Origin of the sequence: Mesorhizobium sp. B2-3-4 (assembly GCF_006442315.1) — a bacterium.
Lineage (GTDB): Bacteria > Pseudomonadota > Alphaproteobacteria > Rhizobiales > Rhizobiaceae > Mesorhizobium.
The window spans coordinates 14,695-35,638 of record NZ_VFVY01000034.1; the positions used below are offsets into that span (position 1 = coordinate 14,695).

The following is a 20,944-nucleotide window of genomic DNA, read 5'->3' on the forward strand; positions in this document are numbered from 1 at the left end:
TGTGGTCGAACTCGACGGCAACCCGGAAGCGGCATTCGGTGCGGCGGAACTGCGCTCGGGCCTCTGGATAGCCTGGTCGTGGGGCACTCGGCGCATGAAGCGCTGCGTTCCAAGGATCACGAAATTCTTTTGGGAAACGCTCGGGCCTGACGTGGCAGCGCAAAGTGCATGGCGGGTCGAGGCTCGGGCACTGGCATCGAATGACCTGGCGCTCCGCTGGTTGCATCGCCTCGGCGCAACGCAACGCTGCCATCTGCCTGCCTACGGCAAGAACGGCGAAGACTTCATCCTGTTCGATTGGACAAGGGAGACATGGAACCATGTGCCTATTTCAGAAACCTCCGGAACTGAAGCCGCTGCCGCCGACGCCGACGGTGAACGACGCGGATGTCAAAGCCCGTGAGGATGCCGCCCGAGCTGCGCTCAACCAGCAGCAGCAGGGCACAGCCGGCACGGTGAAAACCGATCTCGCGCCGTCCGACGTTGTCGGGCAGAAGCGCGTCTTGCTGGGAGTTTGATCATGGCGCGCACCTCAGCATCGCAGCACAATGGTCCGTTCCGGCCGCAGCCTGTCGCTCCAGCCTCGACTGAAACCAAGATCACGGCCGCTGCAATGCCGACCGGCGGTGTCGGTTGGACCGGCTGGCTCTCCGCGATCTGGTACGCTCTTGCCGGCGTCGCCTCGGGCTCGGCCGACAGCGGCAACCCGGTCAAGATTGGAGGTGTCTATAACACTCTCGGTCTTGCCGCTCTGACGGCCGGACAACGCGGCGATGCGCAGTTGGACAACAACGGCAACCTTTACACTCGCCTGATCGGCACGGCGGTTACGGGCGTCGATGCTGTTCCCAATTCGCTCATCTATGGCACTGATACCGCCCGGAACACCAACCGGCCGGTTGCCGTGGCGCAGCACAAATTCAACGGCGCCACCTGGGATCGCAACCGCAAGCCGAATGCCACCAAGATACTGCCGTCCGCGGCGGCGTCGACCAATTCCGATTTTGCCAAGGCCTCCGCTGGCGATCTGTGGTGCATCAGCGGCTTCAACGCCGCCGCGTCGGTGCGATACCTGAAGGTATTCAACAAGGCCTCGGCGCCGACGGTCGGCACGGATACGCCTGTCATGGTCATCGCGCTGCCGGTTGGCGCCTTCAACCTGAACTTGGGTGGCCACTACCTCGGTACCGGCATCGCATTCGCTTTGACCACTGGGGCGGCGCTGCTCGACACCGGTGCCCTCACCGCCGCTGATATCGTCGGCCTTACCCTGACGTATGCCTGATGACCGACAAGCGTGCACATGACATCCTGTCGCGGCAGTCGGATCTCGAAACGGAGCGATCCGCGTACGAGACCGTATGGGAAACCGTCGCCGAATTCTGCGATCCCGACGCGCCCGACGTGTGGCGCGGTCGGCGCTCGGGTGGCGGCCGTGAGAGCCAGGCTGAGCGGCAGGAGCGCCGTGGCTCGCGGGTGTACGCGAACACGATCAACAGCGCTGCCAACCGGCTGGCCGCCGGGCTCGAAAGCCTCATCATTCCGCAGTCCGAAAAGTGGCACGGCCTCTCTACGGCTGCGATGGACGATGAGGAGACCGACGAAGAGAAGGAATGGGCCGAAAGCCTGCGCGACTTCCTGTTTGCGCTGCGCTACTCGGCGAACTCGAACTTCGTGCCGGCCACGCAGGCCTGCCTGCGCAATGTCGTGCGCTACGGCCCGGCCTATCTCTATGCTGAGGAGGGCTTCGGATCGACGCTGATCCGCTACGCTTCCATTCCCGTGGTCGAAGGGTACCTGTCCCGCAACCGCTGGGGCCAGGTCGACATCTTCCACCGGCGCTACGAGCGCACGGCGCGGCAGGCTGCGCAGCTCCTGGGCTATGACAATCTGCCCGCCAAGATCAAGGCGATGGTCGATGATCCGACGAAGTGCGAGCAGAAAATCAGCCTGATCCAGTGTGTGCAGCCGCGCGACGAGCGCAAGATGTACAATCTCGCCGGCCGCTACGACTATCTGGATACGGCGTTTGTCTCCTACCACGTCATCGAGGAGGAAGAGACGATCGTGAAGGAAAGCGGGTTCCGCACCTTCCCGATCTCGACCTTTAGCTGGCGGCGGTATGAAGGCGATCCCTACGGCATTTCGCCGACGATCGAGGCGCTTGTCACGGTCAAGGAAGAAAACGCGGTGCGGCGCTCCGGCCTACGCGCTCTGCAACAGATCACCGATCCTGCCACCGCCTCGAAGGCCAGCCTCGATTATGTGCCGGTGCTCAACCCCGGGCAGAACTATGAAGGGCTGCTAGACCAGAACGGGCGTCCGCAGATCGTGCCGATCAACACTGGGGCAAACCCGACGTTCGCCTTCGACTACGCCAAGACGCGCGCCGACGAAGTCCGGGATATGATGTTCGTGAACCTGTTTCAGGTTCTCGTGCAAAATCCGCAGATGACGGCGACCGAAGCCCTGATCCGCAACGAAGAGAAGGCTTCGCTGCTCGGTCCGTCGGGCTCGATCATCCAGGCTGGCTTCGCGACGAACCTCGATCGTGAGATGGGCATTCTGGAGGAGAAGGGCCTGTATGATCAGGACAGCCGCTTCCTGCCGCCCGAGAGCCTGGCCGGCAAGCAGGTGCGGCCGACCTTCACCAGCCCGCTCGATGTGCTGCGCCGCTCCGCGGAGGCCAAGGACACCATGCAAGTCATCGGCGCGGCGGTACAGATCGCACAGTTCCAACCCGATGTGATGGACGCGATCGATGGCGAGGAGGCGTTGCGCATCATCCACAGCGCCGGTCGTAGCCCGCAGCGCTTCTTCCGCAATCAGGATGAGGTCGCCGCGCTCCGCGATGCGAAGGCAAAGGCGGCGCAAGCACAAAAGGGTATGGCCGGAATCGCCACGGCGGCGAGCGTTGCCAAGGATGCAGTGCCGGCGGCGGTCCAGGCGCGTGACAGCGGGCTACTCGATGCCCTGCAAGGCATGATGCCACAGGGTGGTCAGCAGTGAGCAAGGCCAAGCCGTTCGTTCACTCCAAGCAGTTCGGCGGACCTGCCAAGTCCGCCGACGCGCTCACCAAAGCGTATCTGCGCGTCTTCTCCGGGCAGGATGGCGAGATGGTGCTTGCCGATCTGGTGGCGACTGTCGGCTACTATCGCCGGCCGTCGTACGCCCAGTGGCTGCAAGACCGGAAGTCGCCCGCCGGCTTCGAACTGCACAGCGCTCTATCCAATGCACGTGCCGAAGTGGTGCAGCACATCATGGCGTTCCTGACGCTGACGGACGATCAATTGATCGCGCTCGAACGCGCTGCGCGTTTGGAAGGGCAATAAGGGATGAGGGTATGTCCATCGAGAAGTCCAATCGGATGGGACCCTTCGTCTTCACACCGGCCGGCCAGCATCTCTTCTTGAGTTGTATGGCAAGTTTGGCTGCACCTTTTGCAGTCGGGTCAGATTTTGGCTCGTATTCAATCACGTCGACAGTCGAAGGTCTGGTTTTGCTGTCAAGGGTGATTTGGAAAACAACTCTGAAATGTCCTTGGAGTTCGACGGGAATCCTTAAACAGTCGCCGACTTTCGTCTCCAGCTGCGTGCGCTCTTCGGCGTGAGCAGCGTTCACAGAGGCCAGCAACGCCAAGGTAATAGCGGTTCGCATTCATAATCCTCCCGAGCGCACGCTTAGACCTTACACCGCGACGACTGACCTCGCATACAGATTAAAAAGTTTGCCCGCGGCGGGTTCAGCCGAAAATCTTCCCAAGAATGGAGATACGACCATGACACGTGGACTTCCGCGAACCCTTCAGCGCGCCGCAGCGCGTGAGGCCGGCGTTGCGCCGCCCAAGTCAGGACTGACAGCCGTCACCAGCGGTGGTGGCGGCACCTTCAAGACCGTCTTTACCTTCAACGGCATGCAGGTGCCGGTCACGGATGCTCTGGCCTACGCCTCGCAGAAGATCTTCGATTTTCTCGATGGGAAGATCAGGGTGAAGGGCGGCACGGCACGGCTGCAGTTCGCAGTCCTGACCACACGCGCCTCGACCATCAATGACAATGCCGCCCTGACATGGGGGCTCGGCACGGTCGCTGCATCGAATGCCACGCTCTCCTCGACCATGCAGAATGTGGTCCCCGTGACTTCGCGCACACTCGACGGCGCGGTTGCTGCTCCCTCGACTGCGTCCACTGCTGATGTAGTGGCGGCCGCGACGTTCGACGGCACTGTCACGCCGGTGGATCTCTACCTCAACCTGTCGTTCGCCACCGGCACCGACATCGACGCCGACGGCACGCTGGCGGTGACCGGCACCATCACCCTCCTGTGGGAAAACTGGGGGGACAACGTCTGATGTGCTTCTTTGTCTCTCGACGGCATCTCGCAAAGCGCATGAGAGGTCGCGCCTTTCGGCGAGTGCGGCCATCTGGAGCCAGGGTGCAGTCTCAGCCGAGTGATCACCAATTCCGCACTGTATTCGTGCTGTCACCAAAGCGGCCCCGTAAGGCCGCCTGACACCCTGCGGCTGGGTGAGCCGCTCAATCAAAGGAACATTCTCTCATGACAGATCAGGCAGACGCCGGGTCCGTGGTGGTCGATCCACCGGCGGGCGCCCCTGCAACGCCAGCGGTTACGACAGACAACGGGTCCGCTGTCACGACCGACCAAAGTCCATTCTCCGGTCTTTCCGAAGGCGCCCGGAAATGGGTCGACACCAAGGGCTACAAATCGCACGAAGACATCGTGTCGGCTGCGCTGAGCCTCGAACAGAAGCTTGGCACATCTGTCGCGGTGCCGGCGGCCGACGCGCCGAAGGAAGAGTGGGAGAAGTTTAACTCCAAGCTTCCCGAAGCGATGCGGCCGGTGACATCGCCGGACAAGCTGGAATTCAAGCGCCCGGAAGGGCTCCCTGAGAACGTCCCCTATTCGGATGAACTCGCAACGGCGGCCAAGCAATGGGCTGTTGACGCGGGCGCAACCCCGAAGGTGGCGCAGGCCTATCACGACAAGTATGTGGCCTACGCGGCCGAACAGGCGAAGGCGGCTCAAACCGCGCTCGCCCAATCGGTCGAGGCAACCCATACCGAACTCGTGAAGGACTGGGGACCGGTGGACAGCGACGGCTTCAAACAGAAGCTCGAGGTGTCCAACCGCGCGCTGAAGAAGCTTGGCCTGGTCGACGCGTACAAAGCCAAGGGTATCCTCCTGGCCGATGGCACGTTGACCGATCCGCAGATCGCGCGGGCATTCCTCGCGGTCGGTGATGCGATGTTCAAGGAAGACACGATCGATGGCGGCAACGCGGCGGTGGGCGAAAACCCCTTCAAGCGTGACAGCGCCGGCAAGATCAAGAGCATGACGGCGATTTCAGCCCTCGTTAAAAGCGACCCTGAACGCGCGAAGCGGCTTGCCCGCGAAGCCGGTGAGAACCCGGATTTGTGGGTGTCCAGCAATCCCCTGTGATGGGACCGACACCGCTCCGCACTGCTTAAAGGAACCATCTAAATGGCAGACGCCTACACCCGCATTGCGGACTCGATCGTCCCGTCCGTCTATGCGCAGTACTCGTTCGAGGAACACGTGCAGTCCCTCGAAATTTTCCAGGCCGGCATCCTCTACACCGATCCGGCTATCTCGGCGAAGCTGAGCATGGGCGGCCGCTCCGTCGACATGCCCGGCTGGAAGGATCTCGGCAACGATCCGTCGGAACCCGTCAATGACGATCCGTCCGATTCCATCGAGATGAAGAAGATCGGTTCGCGGCGTGAAGTCGCGGCCCGCAACATCCGTGCACAGGCATGGGGCATTCCCGACCTGACCTCAATCCTTGCCGGCGACGATCCGCAAAAGATCATCGTCCAGCGCCAGACGGAATACTGGCAGCGTGCGAACAAGCTGGCGCTGATCGCCATCCTGAAAGGCGTGATCGCGGACAACATCCTGAACGATGGCGGCGACCTGGTGCGCGACACCAACGCCTCCATCACCGATGTGGACATCATCGAAGCGGCCTACCTGATGGGCGACCGCGCCGACAAGTTCAAGACGGTCTGGATGCATTCGAAGCAGATGAAGGCCCTCAAGCTGGCTGATCTGATCGACTACGTTCCGTCCTCGCAGCAGGGTGGGCCGCTGATCCCCTACTACATGGGGCTCCGCGCCGTGGTCGATGACGACATCCCTGTGGCAACCGGCGAATACACCGCCTTCATGTTCAAGGATAAGGCGATCATGTGGAACGAGCTTCCGGTCAACACGGAAGGCGGCCCGCTGGAATTCGACCGCAAGCCGCGCCAGGCGCACGGCGGCGGTGTGACCGAGATGGTAGGGCGTCGTCACTTCGTCCCGCACGTCCCCGGCACTCGCTTCCTCGACGCTTCGACGGCCGGTGAATTCGCGACCGACGCCGAACTGGCGCTGGCGGCGAACTGGGACCGCACCGCGTCGAGCGTCAAGAACATGACGTTCATCGCGCTCAAGACCACCGAGGCCTGATCTTCGGGCCAAGGAACTGCAACGGGCGGGCGGCTTCGGCTGCTCGCCCTTTTGTCGTGAGGAAAGAACCGATGATTACCTCGAAACGAAAGCCAGCCGAGACGCGCAAGGAAGCGGTGCGCCGGCAATTCCGCGAACAGGCCGAACGGCTCAACCCGAGCCCGTTCGTGCAGATCTTGAATTCTCGCGGACTGCCCCGGAAACAGCCGCGCCATAGCAACCTGAAAGTCTGACCATGGCGCTGACCGATCTCGACGTGGCCAACATGGCGATCGCGGTGCTTGATGAAGCACCGATCGATAGCCTTGATCAGGACATCAAGGCGGCACGTCTCCTCAACTTGCATTTCAACCTGACGCGCGAAGCCGAATTAACGAAGCATGCCTGGGTTTTTGCCATTCTGCGGTCCTCGATCGCCGGCGCCGATACCGGCTCGGGCGAATGCACGCTGAATTGGGCATATGAACTGCCGGGCGACTGCCTGCGGCCGCTGCCGCCGACTGACAACGGCGAGCCCGACGGCGTGCCGATCTCATGGCGGCAGGAAGCGGGGGTCATCTACACGAACCTCTCCGGCCCGCTGACTCTCCGCTACATCGCCAACCTCACTGATCCCAATGACTGGGACGCGCTGTTCACCGAAGTGGTTGTCGCTGCGCTCGCCATCAAGGTTGCGCATCCTCTGACCCACAAGTCGGGCATGATCGACATCGCTCGCAGCGCCTATGACAGGGCGCTGGACGCGGCGTTCTCCGCGCAAGCCATCCAGCGCGGCGGAAGGATGGGGACGAACTCCTGGGCGCAAGCCCGTGGCGACTGGCGGATTTCGCGCTGATGGCGACGCTTTACCCAGTCCAGGACACGTTCGTTCGTGGTGAGGTATCGCCGCGTCTGCATGCCCGTGCATCACTGGACCTCTATCGCGCGGCGCTGTCGACGTGCCTGAATTTTGTCACCTTGCCGCATGGCGGCATCCGCAAGCGCGGTGGCACCTATTTCGCGGCTGAGGTGAAGACTTCGGCAAAGAAGACCCGGATGATCCCGTTCATCTTTTCGGCGGATCAGGCCTATGCGCTCGAATTCGGTGATCTCTATATCAGGGTCTATGCCTACGGCGCCCGCGTTGGCACCGTGGAAGTGGTCTCGCCCTATATCGAAGCCGACCTGTTCGACATCCAGTATGTGCAATCCGCCGATCAGATGTGGATCATGCACAAGGACTATCCGCTGAAGGTTCTGACCCGAACGGCACATATGGCATGGACGCTCGATGAATATCCCTTCGAGGACGGCCCTTACGATGACATCAACGACACTTCGACCACGCTGACGCCGGCGGATTACGGTTCGCTCACGCCCAAGATGACCGGCCTCACGACGCCGTCTGGCACCGTGGATAGCACAGGCTCCAATTCCAACGCGTGGAAACTGTTCGACAAGGACGGCGGCTCAGAGGTCTCCTTTGCCGTCCAGGACGGCTTCATCAGCTATCGCTTGGCGGGCGGTGTCCAGGCCATTGTCGATGCCTATTTCGTCACCTCCAGCGGCAAGTATGCCGGGTCCGACGCCCCAAGCTCATGGAAATTGGAGGGATCGAACGACGGCGCGGCCTGGTCGACCATCGACAGTCAGCAAGGTGAGAACGGCTGGGCCGGCACCGAAACGCGCTATTTTGAGTTCTTCAACAAGACGCCCTACGAATACCATCGCTTCCGTTGGCTCGGGAACAATGGCGGCGACAACACGAGAATTGCGGAAATCGGTCTGAACCGAGCCGCCGCCAGCCAGACGCCATTCAATCTCACGGCGTCCTCGACCGCCGGCATCAACGATGGAGCTGGTTTCCAGACATCCGATGTAGGCCGCAATGTCCGTCTCCTCGGCTCGGATGGCCACTGGCGCTGGGCGGAGATCAAGGCACGGACAAGCGCGACCGTCGTGACAATCGTCATCCATGGCCTTCCGCTGCCTGACCTCTCCCCGATTTCCCGCTGGCGCCTCGGCACCCTGATCAATGGCAAATATCTGGAATCCGGCTCGCTCTACGAAGAGCGCCTTGCGTTCAGCCGCAAGTTTTCCGTGTACGCCTCGGCAACCGGTGACTTCAACAATTTCGCGGTCGGTGAAAAAGACGATGATGCGATGGCATTTCTACAGGCCGGCGGCGGTCAGGCCAATGACATCACATGGATCGCCGATTCCGACGGCGCGCTTTTGATCGGCACCTCGGGCGGTGTGCGTGCGCTGTCGGGCTCGGGCATAGACGAGGCGCTGACGCCATCCTCGTTCAAGAACCGGCGCTCGCGCACCGCAGGATGCTCGCGCATTCGTCCGATCGATGCCGGGCAATCCTTTCTCTATGTGACGCGATCGCGAAGGACCATCGCCGAACTCTCCCAGGTCAACACCGGCCGCTTCAGCTCCGATGATATTGGCCAGATTTCAGAGCACATTCCGAAGAAGGGCGTGGTCGAGCTTGCTTTTCAAACCGATCCCGATCCGCTGTTGTGGTTCCCGCTCGATAACGGTGAACTTGGCGGCTACACCCATCAGCCATCGCAGGACGTGCGCGGCATGCATCGCCATGACATCGCCGGCGCCTATTCGGGTTCGGCGTGGGGCATCGTGGAAAGCGCATGTGTGACGCCGGGACAGACCGGAAATGATGATCTCTGGCTCATCGTGAAACGCACCATCAGCGGCGTAACGAAGCGCTATATCGAAGTGCTCCAGGCACCTTTCGAGTATGACGCGATCGACGATGCGTTCGCCGTCGACTGCGGGCTGACTTATTCCGGCGCGACCGTGGGGACGGTTTCCGGCCTTTCGCACCTCAATGGCCAGACGGTCGATGTTCTCGCCGATGGCAAGGTCTTCAAGGGGCTCACGGTCGGATCGGGACAGGTGACATTGCCCGGTGGGGCAACCGCGGCAAAATGGCAAGTCGGTCTGCCGTTCAATTCCGAAGCCGATACGCTCGAGCTCGACGTGGGCGGCAAGGACGGGTCAATCGTCGGTCGGCGCAAGAAGGTCGCGCGCGTGATCATGTCGCTGCTGGAGACCGACACGACCGGGCTATCGGTGCAATCGTTCATGCGGGGGCGTTGGGAGAATGTCCGCCTTCCAAGCATCGTTGCTCCTGACGGCAAAGCGACCCTGTTCACCGGCAACGTTGAAGTGCCGATCGATGACACATGGGAAGGCCAGGGCAGGGTCCGCATCCGCCATACCAACCCGACGCCCTGCACGATCCGCGCATTCACTCCCGCTTTTGACGCTGAACCGTAGGTTTTCCGATGTGCACCATTGCCCTAATTGGCCTCGGCCTCTCGGTCGGCGGCGCGCTGGTCGAAGGCCAGCAGCAACAGCAGATGGCCGATATGCAGGCCAAGGCTTACCAGCAGCAGGCCCAGGCTGATGCCCAAGCTTCGGCATTCGAACAGGCCCAGGAAAAGCACAAGCAGGATCTATTGAAGTCGCAAGCCGTCGCGGCTGCGGGCGCGTCCGGTGTTGCTCTGGCCGGCTCGCCGACCGAAGTGCTTGCCGCCAACGCCCGGCAAAACCAGCTCGACCTGAAGGCGATCCAGTTCAACTCGCAGCTTCGCCAGAACAACCTGAACACCCAGGCGTCGATCTCGCGCTTCTCGGGCAAGCAGGCGGTCACCGGGAGCATCTTCAAGGCGGGTGGTAATCTGTTTTCGGGCATCCAGAAAATCCAGATGGCTCAATCTCCTTTCGCGGCGCAGTGACCCATGGCCACCATTCCTCTCCAAATCGCTGAACGTCGCCTCGATCCGGGGAATGTCGTCCAGTACCCGCAGGGCGGCGAAACCGGCCGCGCCTTGCAGGAAGTGGGCAGCGACTTCACGGCTGTTGCCGACCGCATCCAGCAGCGCCAAGACGAGATGGACCGCTTCAAGCGGATCACCATCGAGAACGCCATGGATGCCGACACCGCCAACCAGGCGGCGGAGGCGGCGCGCAACGGCTCGGCGGACGGCGCAGGCCTCCACGACACCATTGTTGGTCAGGTCGACCCGGCAACCGGGAAGGTCGCGAAGCCGGGGCTGTTCGACACCATTGCTGATAGGTACCGCGCGCAGATCCCGCAAAGCCAGCGAGGGTATTTCGATGCGAGCCTTCCGGCAAAGCGGTTGCAGCTGTCGGGTAGCGCTGCGTCGGCCCAATTCGAGCAGGAGCAGAAATATGCAACGCTCGAAACGACCAAAATCCAGAACGGGTTGATCAGCACCATCCTGCAGATGGACCCGAACGACAGCGCGTCCTACGACGCCTACAAGGCCAAGGGGCGGCAGGCGATCCTTGCAAGCCCGCTCGCACCGCTGGCGAAGCAATCGACGCTAGAAGGCTGGGACCAGGCCGCACCGAAGGCGCTCGCGCAGGCGATCACCGCACGCGATCCGGGCCAGTTGCGCCGGCTGTTCGGCATGGCGCCTCCGGCGGGTGCCAGCGCGTCAACGGGCATCGTAGCGACCGACATCCCGCCGGAAGGCGCGGCGCTGCTCAACGCCATTGCCGGGCCGGAGAGCGGCGGCAAGTACAACGTCATCAACGGCGGTGAAACGTTCTCCAGCTTCGCGGCTCACCCGAAGGCTGGACAGCACGGCGATTCCGGCATCGCGGCCGGCCGATATCAATTCCTGCCGTCGACTTGGGATCGAGCGTCGAAGGCTCTTGGTCTCACCGATTTCTCGGAGGCCAATCAGGACCGAGCCGCATGGTGGCTGGCAAAGCAGGATTACAAGGCCAACACGGGCCGCGACCTTCAAGCCGACCTGAAGTCACCGGATGCCCAGGTCAAGGCCAACATCCGTCAGGCCCTCTCGTCCACATGGACGGGATTGAAGAACGTTGGCGACGGCAACTTCGCCCGCAGCTTGGACGATGTCGGCGCTCGGTCGATCCCAGATGCGCCGAACCCGGAAGCCGTCACCTTTCTTGAAAGCCGGTTGGTCGGCCACTCGGCGGACCATGTCACCAACATGCAGCCAGCGCTGCAAAACCGGCTTGCAGCATTCATTCAATCGGCCCCGCCCGGCATCCGCGACAAGCTGGGGATTTTCTCGGGCGCACGGTCTGATGGGCGGCAGGCCGAGCTGTATGCCGCCGCCCTGAAAAAATATGGCTCCGAGGAGGAAGCCCGTAAATGGGTTGCCCCTCCCGGCAAGTCCAACCACAACAAGGGCCAGGCGGCCGACCTGTCCTATGGCGGTCAGTCCTTGGCGAAAGCGCCTGCCGCCGTTGTCAGTTGGGTGCATGACAATGCCGGCGCCTTCGGTCTGAAGTTCCCGCTGGCCAATGAAAACTGGCACATCGAGGTAGACGAGACGCGCGGCGGCCGGCCTCCGGCGAACGCGACGATGGATAAGCGCTTCGCCGGCATGTCGCCTGACGACATGTTGCAGCTCGCAAATCAGGACGATGTTGCTTTCCGGCAGAAGCAGGCGGCGGACGTTGCCCAGGCCAAGGTCGAGTATCAGGCTTACAAAGACCACATCGAGCTTGGCATTCGCACGGGCGAAATCCGAGACCCCGCCCAGATCCTCAACAGCAAGCTGAACGAAGGCGATCAGGCGACGCTGTACGAGATGCAGAAGAACGAAAATAAAGACAATGCCGGGGTCGACGCTATCATCAGCGCGCTCGGCGCAAACCAGAAGGTTCCGATCAACACCTTCGACAGCGATCAGACGAAGATCGGCGATAAGGCTTTCGGGCAATATGTCGCCAAGGTGGCGCCGGAAAATCAGCCTGCGGCGACTGCGACCTATGTCGCGGCGACCGGCTACATTCCTGACCAGGTGCAAGCGCAGCTTCGGCAGGGTGCGGCATCGACCACCGCGCCAGCACTCGCAGCCAGCCTTTCGCAAGCCGACACCCTCCAGAAGATCGCGCCGGCGTCATTCGGTGCGATCCCCGGCAGCGATGTGCAGACCAAGCTCACTGACTTCCGGCACATGGTCAATGATCTGGGGATGCCGGGCGAAGCCGCCGCGGCTGAAATCCTTCGCCGCGCCGATCCGGCCGTGAAGGTCAATCGCGAGGTGCTGAAGCCAAAGGCGGACGAGTTCGCAAAAAAGCTGACGGTCGGCGACGTGACGAACGCATTCGATCCCGGGATGTTCAGCAGCGAGCCTGGCGCCGGGCTGATGCCGGAGCAGTCGTCGGCGCTCCTGGCAGAATATCGGGAGATCGCCACCGAGAAGTTTTATGACACCAATGGCGATGTCGGGCTCGCGAAAGCTCGGGCGGTCGAGGATCTGAAAAAGCGCTGGAACGTGACGAACATCACCGGATCACCGACGCTGATGCGCATGCCGCCGGAACTGCACTATCCGCCGATCGGCGGGAACTACGACTATCTGCGCCAGGATGCCATGGCGACCGCGCAAGCCTATGCCAATGAGCACGGCGGCCAGAAGGTCGAGAACGTCACGATCTGGCCGTCCGATAAGACGCGCGCCGACATCGAGCAGGGCCGCCCGCCACGCTATCGCCTGTTCTACCAGTACAGCGATCATGGCCAGCCGACCTTCACCGAGGTGTTTGCTGGCCCGTGGGGCGTCGGTGCTGACGCGATGCGGCAGTATTCGGATGATGCAGGCAAGAAATCCGTTCACCTCTCGGACGTGTCGGACCGTGCCAACGACATCGAGCTTTCCGCCGAGAAGAAGGCCCGCGCCATAAACGCCGATCCCGGCACAGAGGATTTCATCAAGGCGCTCAATTCCGAAGCCACGGTCGGCGCCGGTAGGGTCCAAGCTGACATGTACCGGCAACAGAACGCTGAGCCGGTGGCGCCTGCACCGCTCACGCCTGAAGATCAGCGCGCCAGGGATCGCGGCACGAGCACTTACGATGGAAGCCAGAAGACAGGCTTTGGGAACAACTGATGGGCATCCTGAACTATCCCGACGATCCGCCGCTGGCCGGGTTCGGTGCTATCGACTACCGGCCGGACCCTGACAAAGAGGTTGATCCCGACACGGCAACGATAGTCGGCGCCGCCTTTCGTCAGGGCAACACCGTCGCGTCGATGGCGTCGAACAAGATGGCCGGGATCGATACGCGCACGCCCGAAGATGGGTTCGACGGCAAGGCGCGGTGGGATGAAATCCGGGGCACGTCCTACGAAAGCGACTGGTCGCGCTTCGCCCCGATGCGCAACCGGATCGCCTTCAACGCGATGAAATCGCAGATCGACATGGAGCGCGAAGACAAGCGCAACCTCGATGCCGGCGGGTGGACTGCCACCATAGCGAGCCTCGGCGCTGGCCTGATCGACCTTCCAAGCCTGATCCCTGGTGGCGAACTGGCCACCGGTGTCCGAATTGGCCGCGCCGCTGTCACGACCGGCATTCGCACCGGTGTCGCCGGCGCGCTCGGTGCGGGAGCCTCTGAAATCGCCCTCCAAGCATCGCAGCAGACCCGGCCGCTCTCAGAAAGCGCCCTGAACGTCGGGTCCGGGGCGGTCCTGAGCGCGCTCCTCGGTGGCGGGGCTGGCGCCTTGATGTCGGCCGCCGAGCGCCGCGCTGCGCTTCAGACGGTCGAGCGGATCATGGCCGACCCCGGCAACGCGAACGCCTACACCGAGTTTCGCGACGGCGTTGCCCAGGGGGTCAATGCGCAAGCGGTGCCTGGTCCGGTGCTGGAAGACTATGACATCGGCAAGGGCGCGAAGTTGGTGGGCGCTGCGCAGGCGCAAATGGTGCCGCTGCTACGGGCTGCTCACAGCCCTTCCGCGCCCGTTCGTGAAATCATGTCGAACATGGCCGAGACGGGTTATTATCTCGAACGCAACGCGCGCGGCGAAGGCGACATCTCCGTCGAAAGCGCGGTCAAGGAATGGGATCGCGGCGCTGTTGCGAAAGCACTGAAGACAACGCGCGAACTCTACAGCGACGGGGTCAAGAACGGCCTCAACCTCACGCCGGAAGAATTCCGCACTGCCGTGGCGAAAGCCATGCGCCGGGGCGATGAGAGCGAGCACGATGCCGTTTCGAAAGCGGCCGGCTTTTGGCGCTCCACGCTGTTCGAGCCGCTGAAGGAATACGCCATTCGCGAGGGTCGGCTGCCGCCGGATGTCAGCGTGAAGACGGCGACATCGTACCTGACCCGTATGTGGAATGCGCCGCGGCTGACCGCCGAAGAGGCCCGTTTCAAGGAAATCGTCCGGCCATGGATTGACGAGCAGATTTCGCACCTCGAATTCAAGAGCGACGAAATCCGGCTCGGCAACAAAATTGTCGACAGCGACAAGGCCATGGAGACGCATGACCGGCTCACGTCGCGGGTCCAGAACCTCGAAGATCGCCTGGCCGAACGCACCGGCTCGCGCCAGCGCCGCACCGATGCGCTCACGAAGCTGAACCAAGATCGGCTCGACGTGCTCAAGACACGTGCGCCAGCGGCGCTGGTGAAGCGCCTGCGCGGCGCGGACGAGAACGCCGTGATGGTGGACGCTGTGAAGCAAGCTCGCGTTGCCGAGCGTTCCGCAGGCAAGCAGCAGACTTTTGCCGAACGATCGCCTGTGCTGGCGATCATCAAGGCAAAAGGCGGAGCGCGCGTCGGCTCGAAACTCGACAATGAGCTGCGCGCGATGGGCGTGACGCCGAAGTCTCATCCCGGCATGTTCGTGAAGAAAGGCGGCATTGGCGATGTCGACAACTTCGTCCATGCCGAAGACGAGATCTTCGCCAACCTTGGCCAGGACGGCAATGGCTATGTCGACCATCGCGACCTAATGGAGGCGATTCGTTCCGAACTAGCCGGCAATCCGTTGCGCACCGCTGACGAAGAGGCTGCGGCGGCCGCGCTGGACGATCTGGACAAGACGGCGGCGCAATGGCTCGATCAGGTCGGCCTGCCGGCCGATGCCTCGGTGAAACAGGTGCGCGATCACATTGCGCGCGTGCAGGCTGCGGAACGAAACACCGAAGGCCTCGATACTCGCATCTCCCGTTTTGAACGGGAGCTTGAAGAATTCGATCAGGCAACCGACGCGGTCGTCAACGAACATGCGATCAGCAAGACCGAACTGCAGAACGCCAGCGACCATCTCCAGTCCCTGGAAGATGAAATCGCCAAGTCGGTCGACCTCGCCAAGTCATCGCCCCGCGTGCGCCTGGTCGTAGACTATGCCACCGTGAAGCGAGACATCTTCAAGGCCAAGCTTTCGGAGCGGTCTCTGCGCAAGCGCGTGGACGCACTTCGCCGAATGGATGCCGAAGGCCGGTCGAACGATGCGATGCTGTCAGAACTGGCCGCCAAGTCGATTGATCTGGATCGGCTCCAGGCCAACATCGAAGGCCTGAAGGTGAAGGCGAACAAGCTGGAGCCTCTTGTGCCCAAGGTCAAACAGGAGATCCCAGATTTCGTTTCTGACGCGGATCGGGCCGACTATGTAAACGGCATCGTCAACGACATCCACACGCAACTCACTGGCCGCGCGCGGCAGGGCATGCCGTCGTACGATATGGTCATGAGCGACCGTGGCCCGATGAAGGAACGCACCTTCAACATCCCGGATCATCTGATCGAAGACTTCCTCGAGCACGACATAGAAATGATTGGCCGGCGCTACGCCCGCGTAATGGCTACCGACATCGAGCTTGCTCGCATGGACAAGCGACTGGGAGGCAAGGGCGATCCGACTTTGCAATCCCAGATCGACCGAGTGCGCACCGACTATCTCCAGCAGCGCGACGCGGTGAACGCCTCGGCGCTCGATCAGAAGGAAAAGGCAAAGGCGCTTAAGGCGCTCACGGCTCGGGAGACGAACGACGTTGAAGACCTTGCGGCCGTTCGCGATCTGCTGCGCGGGCAATACAACGTAGGCGGCGCCAACACCAATTTCGCGCGCGTGCTTCGCGTCGTCCAGGCGTTCAACTATGTGCGGTCCCTCGGCGGTGTTCTGGTGGCGTCGGCGACGGACGCGGCGCGGCCGGCGATGGTGCATGGTTTCAGCCGGTATGTGAGCGAAGGCGTCGCGCCTCTATTCACGAACCTGAAGGCCATCAAGCTGGCGGTCGAGGACGCGCGAACGGTAGGCGCCGTCACGGAAAACGTGCTGCAATCGCGCCTGGCGTCGATGGCGGAACTTGCCGATCCGTACTCGCACAATTCGCCTTTCGAGCGCTTCATTGACAACATGTCCAACACCTTCTCGAAGCTGACGCTGCTGCCGTTTTGGAACGACATGCACAAGTCGATTGGTTCGGTGCTGACGCAAAACCGCGTGCTGAAGAACGTGACACAGGACTATGCGAACCTCGCTGCGGCCGAACGTCGATACATGGGCTTCGTCGGGATCAACCCCGATATGGCGGAACGGATCGCCAAGCAGTTCGATCAGTTCGGATCGATCGAGGGGAACGTGCACGTGCCCGGGATCGACCACTGGACCGACATCGGTGCACGCCGGGCGTTCGCCGCTGCCATCAACAAGGATGTCGACACGATCATCGTCACCAAGAGCGTGGCCGACGTGCCGCTATTTACGCACACTCCCGCCGGCCGCGCGCTGATCCAGTTCCGGTCGTTCGCAATTGCATCCAACCAGCGGGTGCTGATGCGCGGCCTGCAAGAAGGGCCGCGATCTTTCATCCAAGGCACCCTGGCGATGATGACGCTCGGCATGGCCGCTTACTATTTCAAGAACTATGAATCGAACCGAGAAGCAACGAACAACGTCGGCACCCTCGTCGCTGAAGGCCTCGACCGCGCCGGCGTCTTCCCTCTAGCGTTCGAAATCAACAACACATGGGAAAAGCTTGGGGCACCAGGCCTCTATGAGGTTGCATCTCGCATCGGCATGAAGATCGACCCATCGGCTGACAAGCGGGGGCCTGCGTCGCGCTACGCAAACCGAGATGCGTTCGGTGCTCTGCTCGGGCCTTCATTCCAACTCGGCACCGATGCCGCGCAGCTCCTCGGCATTCCTGCCCAGGCGTTGTCGTCGCTGACTGACGGCGATCCGTCGACCAACCCGGACCTGAAAAAACAGGACATCGATCGGATCTCGAAGATGATCCCGTTCGCGACCTTGCCGTACTGGCGGTGGGCGATCGAAGGCGGCTTCGGCTTGGGCGATAGTGGCCTGAAGCCAATGGTAAAGCAGGCCGTCGACGCTCAATAATCGCAGTCGTCGGTAACGTTCATGCCTCGGTGACATTCGCTTGGTGCGCCGTCGCTGCTCCTATGGCCTTGATGGGTAGCAGCGAATACGGCGACGGCAGCAAACCAAACAACGATCACCCATTTCCACGCCACATCGAACTCCAGCCAGATGCGGAAGCGCTGGTAGTGGGTCAATTTTCTGACGGCCTGAACCATGGCCGCCAACTCAACCTCAAAACCAGAAATCTTTCAAGCCTCGCCTCCGGGCGTTGCTTAATGGAGTACACCAGATGGCCCCGCCGGATACTGCCGCAGTTCGACTTCTGACAGGTGAACGGGAGCCCGTGCGCTTGGCAACTACAGCAAATATTCCCACGGTCACGGTTGCCGGCGTTTCGCGCATCATGGGGCTGAAGACGATCGACGGTTTCCTGACAGCCGTCGGTGACCGGATTCTGGTCAAGGATCAGACCGACGCCCGCCTCAACGGCATCTATACGGCCAGTGCTGGGTATTGGTATCGCGCTGCCGACGCGCGCTCGCCCCGCACGATGCAGAAGGGCACGACGGTCCATGTCCAGGAAGGCACCGTCTCGGGCGGCTGTGTCTATGCCTTCCAAACGCTTAACCCCGTGATCGGCACCAGCAACATCGTTATTTCCTTCTATTTATCCGATGACCCGGCCGGAGACTTCGCCGGCGCCGTCCAACCGCTTATTGATGCCGCCCAAGCTGCTGCCGACCTCGCGCAGCAGTATGCGGCGGACGCGGCCGGCGTCTCGGGAGTCAACGTGCCCATCTATGCATCGGTGGCCAGCGCGGCTGGCAGCACCATCGCTGCGGGCGTGAAGAGCCTTCGGACACAGTTCAATGCTCCGTCTTATGCGTCTCTCCCTTCGCTTGTTGGCGGCGCCAATTATAGCCGAATGTCGAATGCGACCATCGATGCGGCTGGCTACCCAGCCCTGGCCTATTTCCGATCAACCGATCGCTTCCTTCCCGACGGCACGACGCATGTCACGAATGGCGGATATTGGGTGCTGAACGAAAGCCCGGCCTCGGCAACCATGTTCGGCGCCTATGAGGGCGCGGCCGACAATGCGCCCGCCTTGAATGCGCTGGCCACGTACTGCCGGATCACCAAGGCCGGACTGTTCATTCCACCGGTCGCGACCAGCTACGCCGTTTCCACGACGCTCGATTTTCGGGACATAGCCGAAATCAACGGCAAGGGCGCGTTGATCGTGGGGGCGTTCGACGGCATGTCCGCCGTGCGCGTTGGCGGGACAAGCACCAACGTGCTACGACGTGCCCGCATCTGGCTCGAGGTGCAGAACAGCACCGATAAGTCCATTGTTGCGGGGACGCGCGGCATCCATTTCGGCGGCATGGCGGAAAGCAAGCTCTGGCTGCATGCGCGCGGGTTTGACGAAGGCCTTTATTTCGATGGTTCGGTCAACACCAATTGGGTGAGCAACGAGTTCAACATCCTGACGCTCTACAACAACGGCTCGCACGTTCACTGCAACCTGGGCGGTGCCAGCTATTTCGTGAACAACCAGTTCAGGGGCGGCACTTGGTACATCGGCACGAACCAGAAGGCGACCGATCGCGGTACCTTCAAGATCACGCTTGCCGGGACCGCCGCGATCGAGGAAGTGCTGATCGACAGCCCGCAAATCGGCATCGACGGCGGCTCGGTTGGCGTGGCGCACGCCGCTTTTGTGATGGCGACGCTCGGCAGTACCAGCAACCTGACGACCGTGTTTTTCAGGAATGCCCGGATCGAGACTTACAGCGCGTTCACCAACACCCTGGCTCTGGTCAATGTGCCATCGGCTACAGGGTTTGCATCGTTCAATATCGATCTGCTGTCGGCCTCCGGCATTGATGACGCAAACATTATCTCGCCCGATTTGAAGCGGCTGTTCGTCACCTTGCGCGACATGTCCAATCGGCCGACCGGCGGCGCCAACCTGGTGCGTCGTTTCGAAGGTGCGAGGTTCTTCCCAGTCCAGGCCGAGGGTCGCATCAGCGTTCCCGGTGTCGTGCTCTATGACAGCGCCACGGGCGGATATGCCGCGCCATCGCCGTTCCTGACGAACGGCGTCACGGCCCGGACATCGAGGGCCAATGGCGACGGGCAGTTGGTGGTTTCAAGCTCGGGGCAGGCTATCGGGCACATCTACAAGAAAGCCAACACCACCCAGGCAGCGTTCCTCAATTTCTTGAACGGCTCACGAGCGGTTTCCGTTGTCTGCTTTGACGCCGACGGCGCCGTGCTTTCGGGGAATGCGCCTTACTATGCGAAGGGGAGCAACGGCCAGTCGGTCGCTCGCACCGGGGCGTCGATCTACGAGTTTTCGACGAATTGGCTCTGGATACACCCGAGCGTCGACAGCTTCTTCGTCGGCGCGTCCGGGTGGATCGGGGCGACGATCATCGAAAGCATCGACTTCGAGCAGGGGTATGCCGCGCCGATGCTGCGGCTGCGCGACCAGGAGACGGACATAAGCCGCCTCTGCTATAGCCAAAACATGGAAAGCTATCTTCCCGTAGGCGCCACCATCGAGCGCAACGGCTTCGCCGGCTACCGCAACACGTTCGCACTGAAAACGACGCTGAACACGGCGGCGCTGTCTGCCGCCACCACGATTGATGTTGTGGACGCGACAGGCATCGCCAGCGGCGACCGGATCGGCATCGAGGTCGATACGGTCATCACCGGCACGGAACGCCAGTGGCACAACACGACCGTCAGTGGGGCGCCATCGGGCAATACGGTCACTCTGGCTGCGGCGCTGCCAGCTGCTGCTGCCGCTACTCGCCGCGTTCGTCTTGGTCGGTGGGTTACCCGGTGAACTCGTTGCGTAGCTTGAAAGCAGCCCCTCATTACCGCTACTCTAGCAAAGGGGAGCGAATCGCAATGATTGAGCCGGACCATGAAAGCTTCCGCGAGCCGCAGCCGACGATGAGCAGGCGTGAGCTAGCGCTGGAAATTGTCGCCAGTTTCTGGCCGATAATCGTTTCCACGCTTCTGTTGATCCCACTGGCCTGGTGGCTGGAATGAGTGACGCCTGGCGGCGGCCGACCAAGGCCCAGGCGGAAACTGCCGTCAAGCACGCGTTCCGCTGCCTGGCTGACGCACAAAAGGTGATGAGCCGCGCTGAGTTTGCCGCCTACGTCCGGGAGAATATCGGGACGCTCGGGGGGCGTGGCCTCGTTCTCGATATCGGCGACTTGATCGTTGAGGCGGCCACCGTGGACGTGGAATTGCCGGCTATCGGGACCGTTCCCCGCATCCGCTAACCGC

General features: G+C 62.0%; 17 protein-coding genes. 16 read left to right on the forward strand and 1 reads right to left on the reverse strand.

Features of this window, described 5'->3' with window-relative positions; all coding sequences use genetic code 11:
* Window position 1 precedes the first annotated feature (1 nt).
* The 13 genes from FJ967_RS32280 to FJ967_RS32335 all read left to right on the forward strand — a co-directional run bounded on the left by FJ967_RS32280 (window position 2) and on the right by FJ967_RS32335 (window position 17,650).
* Complete coding sequence (locus tag FJ967_RS32280) at window positions 2–403, forward strand: hypothetical protein (protein ID WP_246675470.1); 402 nt, start codon at window positions 2–4, stop codon at window positions 401–403.
* Between the two features lie 210 nt (window positions 404–613).
* Entirely contained in the window at window positions 614–1,285 is a 672-nt protein-coding gene (locus tag FJ967_RS32285) for a hypothetical protein (protein WP_140736361.1), read from the forward strand.
* Window positions 1,285–3,009, forward strand: coding sequence for a portal protein (locus tag FJ967_RS32290; protein WP_140736362.1), 1,725 nt, complete (start codon window positions 1,285–1,287; stop codon window positions 3,007–3,009). The genes FJ967_RS32285 and FJ967_RS32290 overlap by 1 nt, the downstream gene beginning before the upstream one ends.
* Window positions 3,006–3,332, forward strand: a complete 327-nt coding sequence (locus FJ967_RS32295) for a hypothetical protein (protein WP_140736363.1) — start codon at window positions 3,006–3,008, stop codon at window positions 3,330–3,332. Before FJ967_RS32290 ends, FJ967_RS32295 begins: the two co-directional genes overlap by 4 nt.
* 446 nt (window positions 3,333–3,778) lie before the next feature.
* Complete coding sequence (locus tag FJ967_RS32300; protein ID WP_140736364.1) at window positions 3,779–4,351, forward strand: hypothetical protein; 573 nt, start codon at window positions 3,779–3,781, stop codon at window positions 4,349–4,351.
* A gap of 206 nt (window positions 4,352–4,557) precedes the next feature.
* Window positions 4,558–5,460: a hypothetical protein gene (locus tag FJ967_RS32305; protein WP_140736365.1), complete on the forward strand. Its 903-nt coding sequence runs from the start codon at window positions 4,558–4,560 to the stop codon at window positions 5,458–5,460.
* Window positions 5,461–5,502: 42 nt separating this feature from the next.
* Entirely contained in the window at window positions 5,503–6,492 is a 990-nt protein-coding gene (locus tag FJ967_RS32310; RefSeq protein ID WP_140736366.1) for a Coat protein, read from the forward strand.
* Between the two features lie 71 nt (window positions 6,493–6,563).
* Window positions 6,564–6,725: a hypothetical protein gene (locus FJ967_RS33575; RefSeq protein ID WP_181176221.1), complete on the forward strand. Its 162-nt coding sequence runs from the start codon at window positions 6,564–6,566 to the stop codon at window positions 6,723–6,725.
* Between the two features lie 2 nt (window positions 6,726–6,727).
* On the forward strand, window positions 6,728–7,327 hold the full coding sequence (locus tag FJ967_RS32315; protein ID WP_140736367.1) for a hypothetical protein: 600 nt from the start codon (window positions 6,728–6,730) through the stop codon (window positions 7,325–7,327).
* 296 nt (window positions 7,328–7,623) lie between these two features.
* Window positions 7,624–9,780 (forward strand): hypothetical protein, encoded by a 2,157-nt coding sequence (locus FJ967_RS32320; protein WP_246675471.1) that lies wholly within the window; start codon window positions 7,624–7,626, stop codon window positions 9,778–9,780.
* Between the two features lie 83 nt (window positions 9,781–9,863).
* Window positions 9,864–10,241 (forward strand): hypothetical protein, encoded by a 378-nt coding sequence (locus tag FJ967_RS32325; protein ID WP_246675472.1) that lies wholly within the window; start codon window positions 9,864–9,866, stop codon window positions 10,239–10,241.
* A 3-nt stretch (window positions 10,242–10,244) separates the two neighbouring features.
* Window positions 10,245–13,406 carry a D-alanyl-D-alanine carboxypeptidase family protein gene (locus FJ967_RS32330; RefSeq protein ID WP_140736370.1) on the forward strand — a complete coding sequence of 1,054 codons (3,162 nt, stop codon included), beginning with the start codon at window positions 10,245–10,247 and terminating at the stop codon, window positions 13,404–13,406.
* The gene (locus tag FJ967_RS32335; protein ID WP_140736371.1) at window positions 13,406–17,650 is read left to right on the forward strand and encodes a hypothetical protein; all 4,245 of its coding nucleotides are present in this window, start codon (window positions 13,406–13,408) and stop codon (window positions 17,648–17,650) included. The genes FJ967_RS32330 and FJ967_RS32335 overlap by 1 nt, the downstream gene beginning before the upstream one ends.
* On the opposite strand, the gene FJ967_RS32340 is transcribed toward FJ967_RS32335, so the two are convergent.
* The gene (locus FJ967_RS32340) at window positions 17,644–17,847 is read right to left on the reverse strand and encodes a hypothetical protein (protein ID WP_140736372.1); all 204 of its coding nucleotides are present in this window, start codon (window positions 17,845–17,847) and stop codon (window positions 17,644–17,646) included. The genes FJ967_RS32335 and FJ967_RS32340 overlap by 7 nt on opposite strands.
* Window positions 17,848–17,981: 134 nt before the next feature.
* On the opposite strand from FJ967_RS32340, the gene FJ967_RS32345 reads away from it, so the two are divergent.
* The 3 genes from FJ967_RS32345 to FJ967_RS32350 all read left to right on the forward strand — a co-directional run bounded on the left by FJ967_RS32345 (window position 17,982) and on the right by FJ967_RS32350 (window position 20,940).
* Entirely contained in the window at window positions 17,982–20,492 is a 2,511-nt protein-coding gene (locus FJ967_RS32345; RefSeq protein WP_140736373.1) for a hypothetical protein, read from the forward strand.
* 65 nt (window positions 20,493–20,557) lie between these two features.
* A complete protein-coding gene (locus FJ967_RS33580) occupies window positions 20,558–20,701 on the forward strand; it encodes a hypothetical protein (RefSeq protein ID WP_181176222.1) in 144 nt (47 codons plus the stop codon).
* Window positions 20,698–20,940, forward strand: a complete 243-nt coding sequence (locus tag FJ967_RS32350) for a hypothetical protein (RefSeq protein WP_140736374.1) — start codon at window positions 20,698–20,700, stop codon at window positions 20,938–20,940. Before FJ967_RS33580 ends, FJ967_RS32350 begins: the two co-directional genes overlap by 4 nt.
* Window positions 20,941–20,944: the final 4 nt, after the last annotated feature.

What these genes read in the sequence shown, in the direction of transcription:
- FJ967_RS32335 (WP_140736371.1), top strand. Translation starts at nt 13,406, where the DNA reads ATGGGCATCCTGAACTATCCCGACGATCCGCCGCTGGCCGGGTTCGGT.
- FJ967_RS32290 (WP_140736362.1), top strand. Translation starts at nt 1,285, where the DNA reads ATGACCGACAAGCGTGCACATGACATCCTGTCGCGGCAGTCGGATCTC.
- FJ967_RS32310 (WP_140736366.1), top strand. Translation starts at nt 5,503, where the DNA reads ATGGCAGACGCCTACACCCGCATTGCGGACTCGATCGTCCCGTCCGTC.
- FJ967_RS32325 (WP_246675472.1), top strand. Translation starts at nt 9,864, where the DNA reads ATGGCCGATATGCAGGCCAAGGCTTACCAGCAGCAGGCCCAGGCTGAT.
- FJ967_RS32285 (WP_140736361.1), top strand. Translation starts at nt 614, where the DNA reads ATGCCGACCGGCGGTGTCGGTTGGACCGGCTGGCTCTCCGCGATCTGG.
- FJ967_RS32340 (WP_140736372.1), bottom strand. Translation starts at nt 17,847, where the DNA reads ATGGTTCAGGCCGTCAGAAAATTGACCCACTACCAGCGCTTCCGCATC.
- FJ967_RS32315 (WP_140736367.1), top strand. Translation starts at nt 6,728, where the DNA reads ATGGCGCTGACCGATCTCGACGTGGCCAACATGGCGATCGCGGTGCTT.
- FJ967_RS32305 (WP_140736365.1), top strand. Translation starts at nt 4,558, where the DNA reads ATGACAGATCAGGCAGACGCCGGGTCCGTGGTGGTCGATCCACCGGCG.
- FJ967_RS32300 (WP_140736364.1), top strand. Translation starts at nt 3,779, where the DNA reads ATGACACGTGGACTTCCGCGAACCCTTCAGCGCGCCGCAGCGCGTGAG.
- FJ967_RS33575 (WP_181176221.1), top strand. Translation starts at nt 6,564, where the DNA reads ATGATTACCTCGAAACGAAAGCCAGCCGAGACGCGCAAGGAAGCGGTG.
- FJ967_RS32330 (WP_140736370.1), top strand. Translation starts at nt 10,245, where the DNA reads ATGGCCACCATTCCTCTCCAAATCGCTGAACGTCGCCTCGATCCGGGG.
- FJ967_RS32350 (WP_140736374.1), top strand. Translation starts at nt 20,698, where the DNA reads ATGAGTGACGCCTGGCGGCGGCCGACCAAGGCCCAGGCGGAAACTGCC.
- FJ967_RS33580 (WP_181176222.1), top strand. Translation starts at nt 20,558, where the DNA reads ATGATTGAGCCGGACCATGAAAGCTTCCGCGAGCCGCAGCCGACGATG.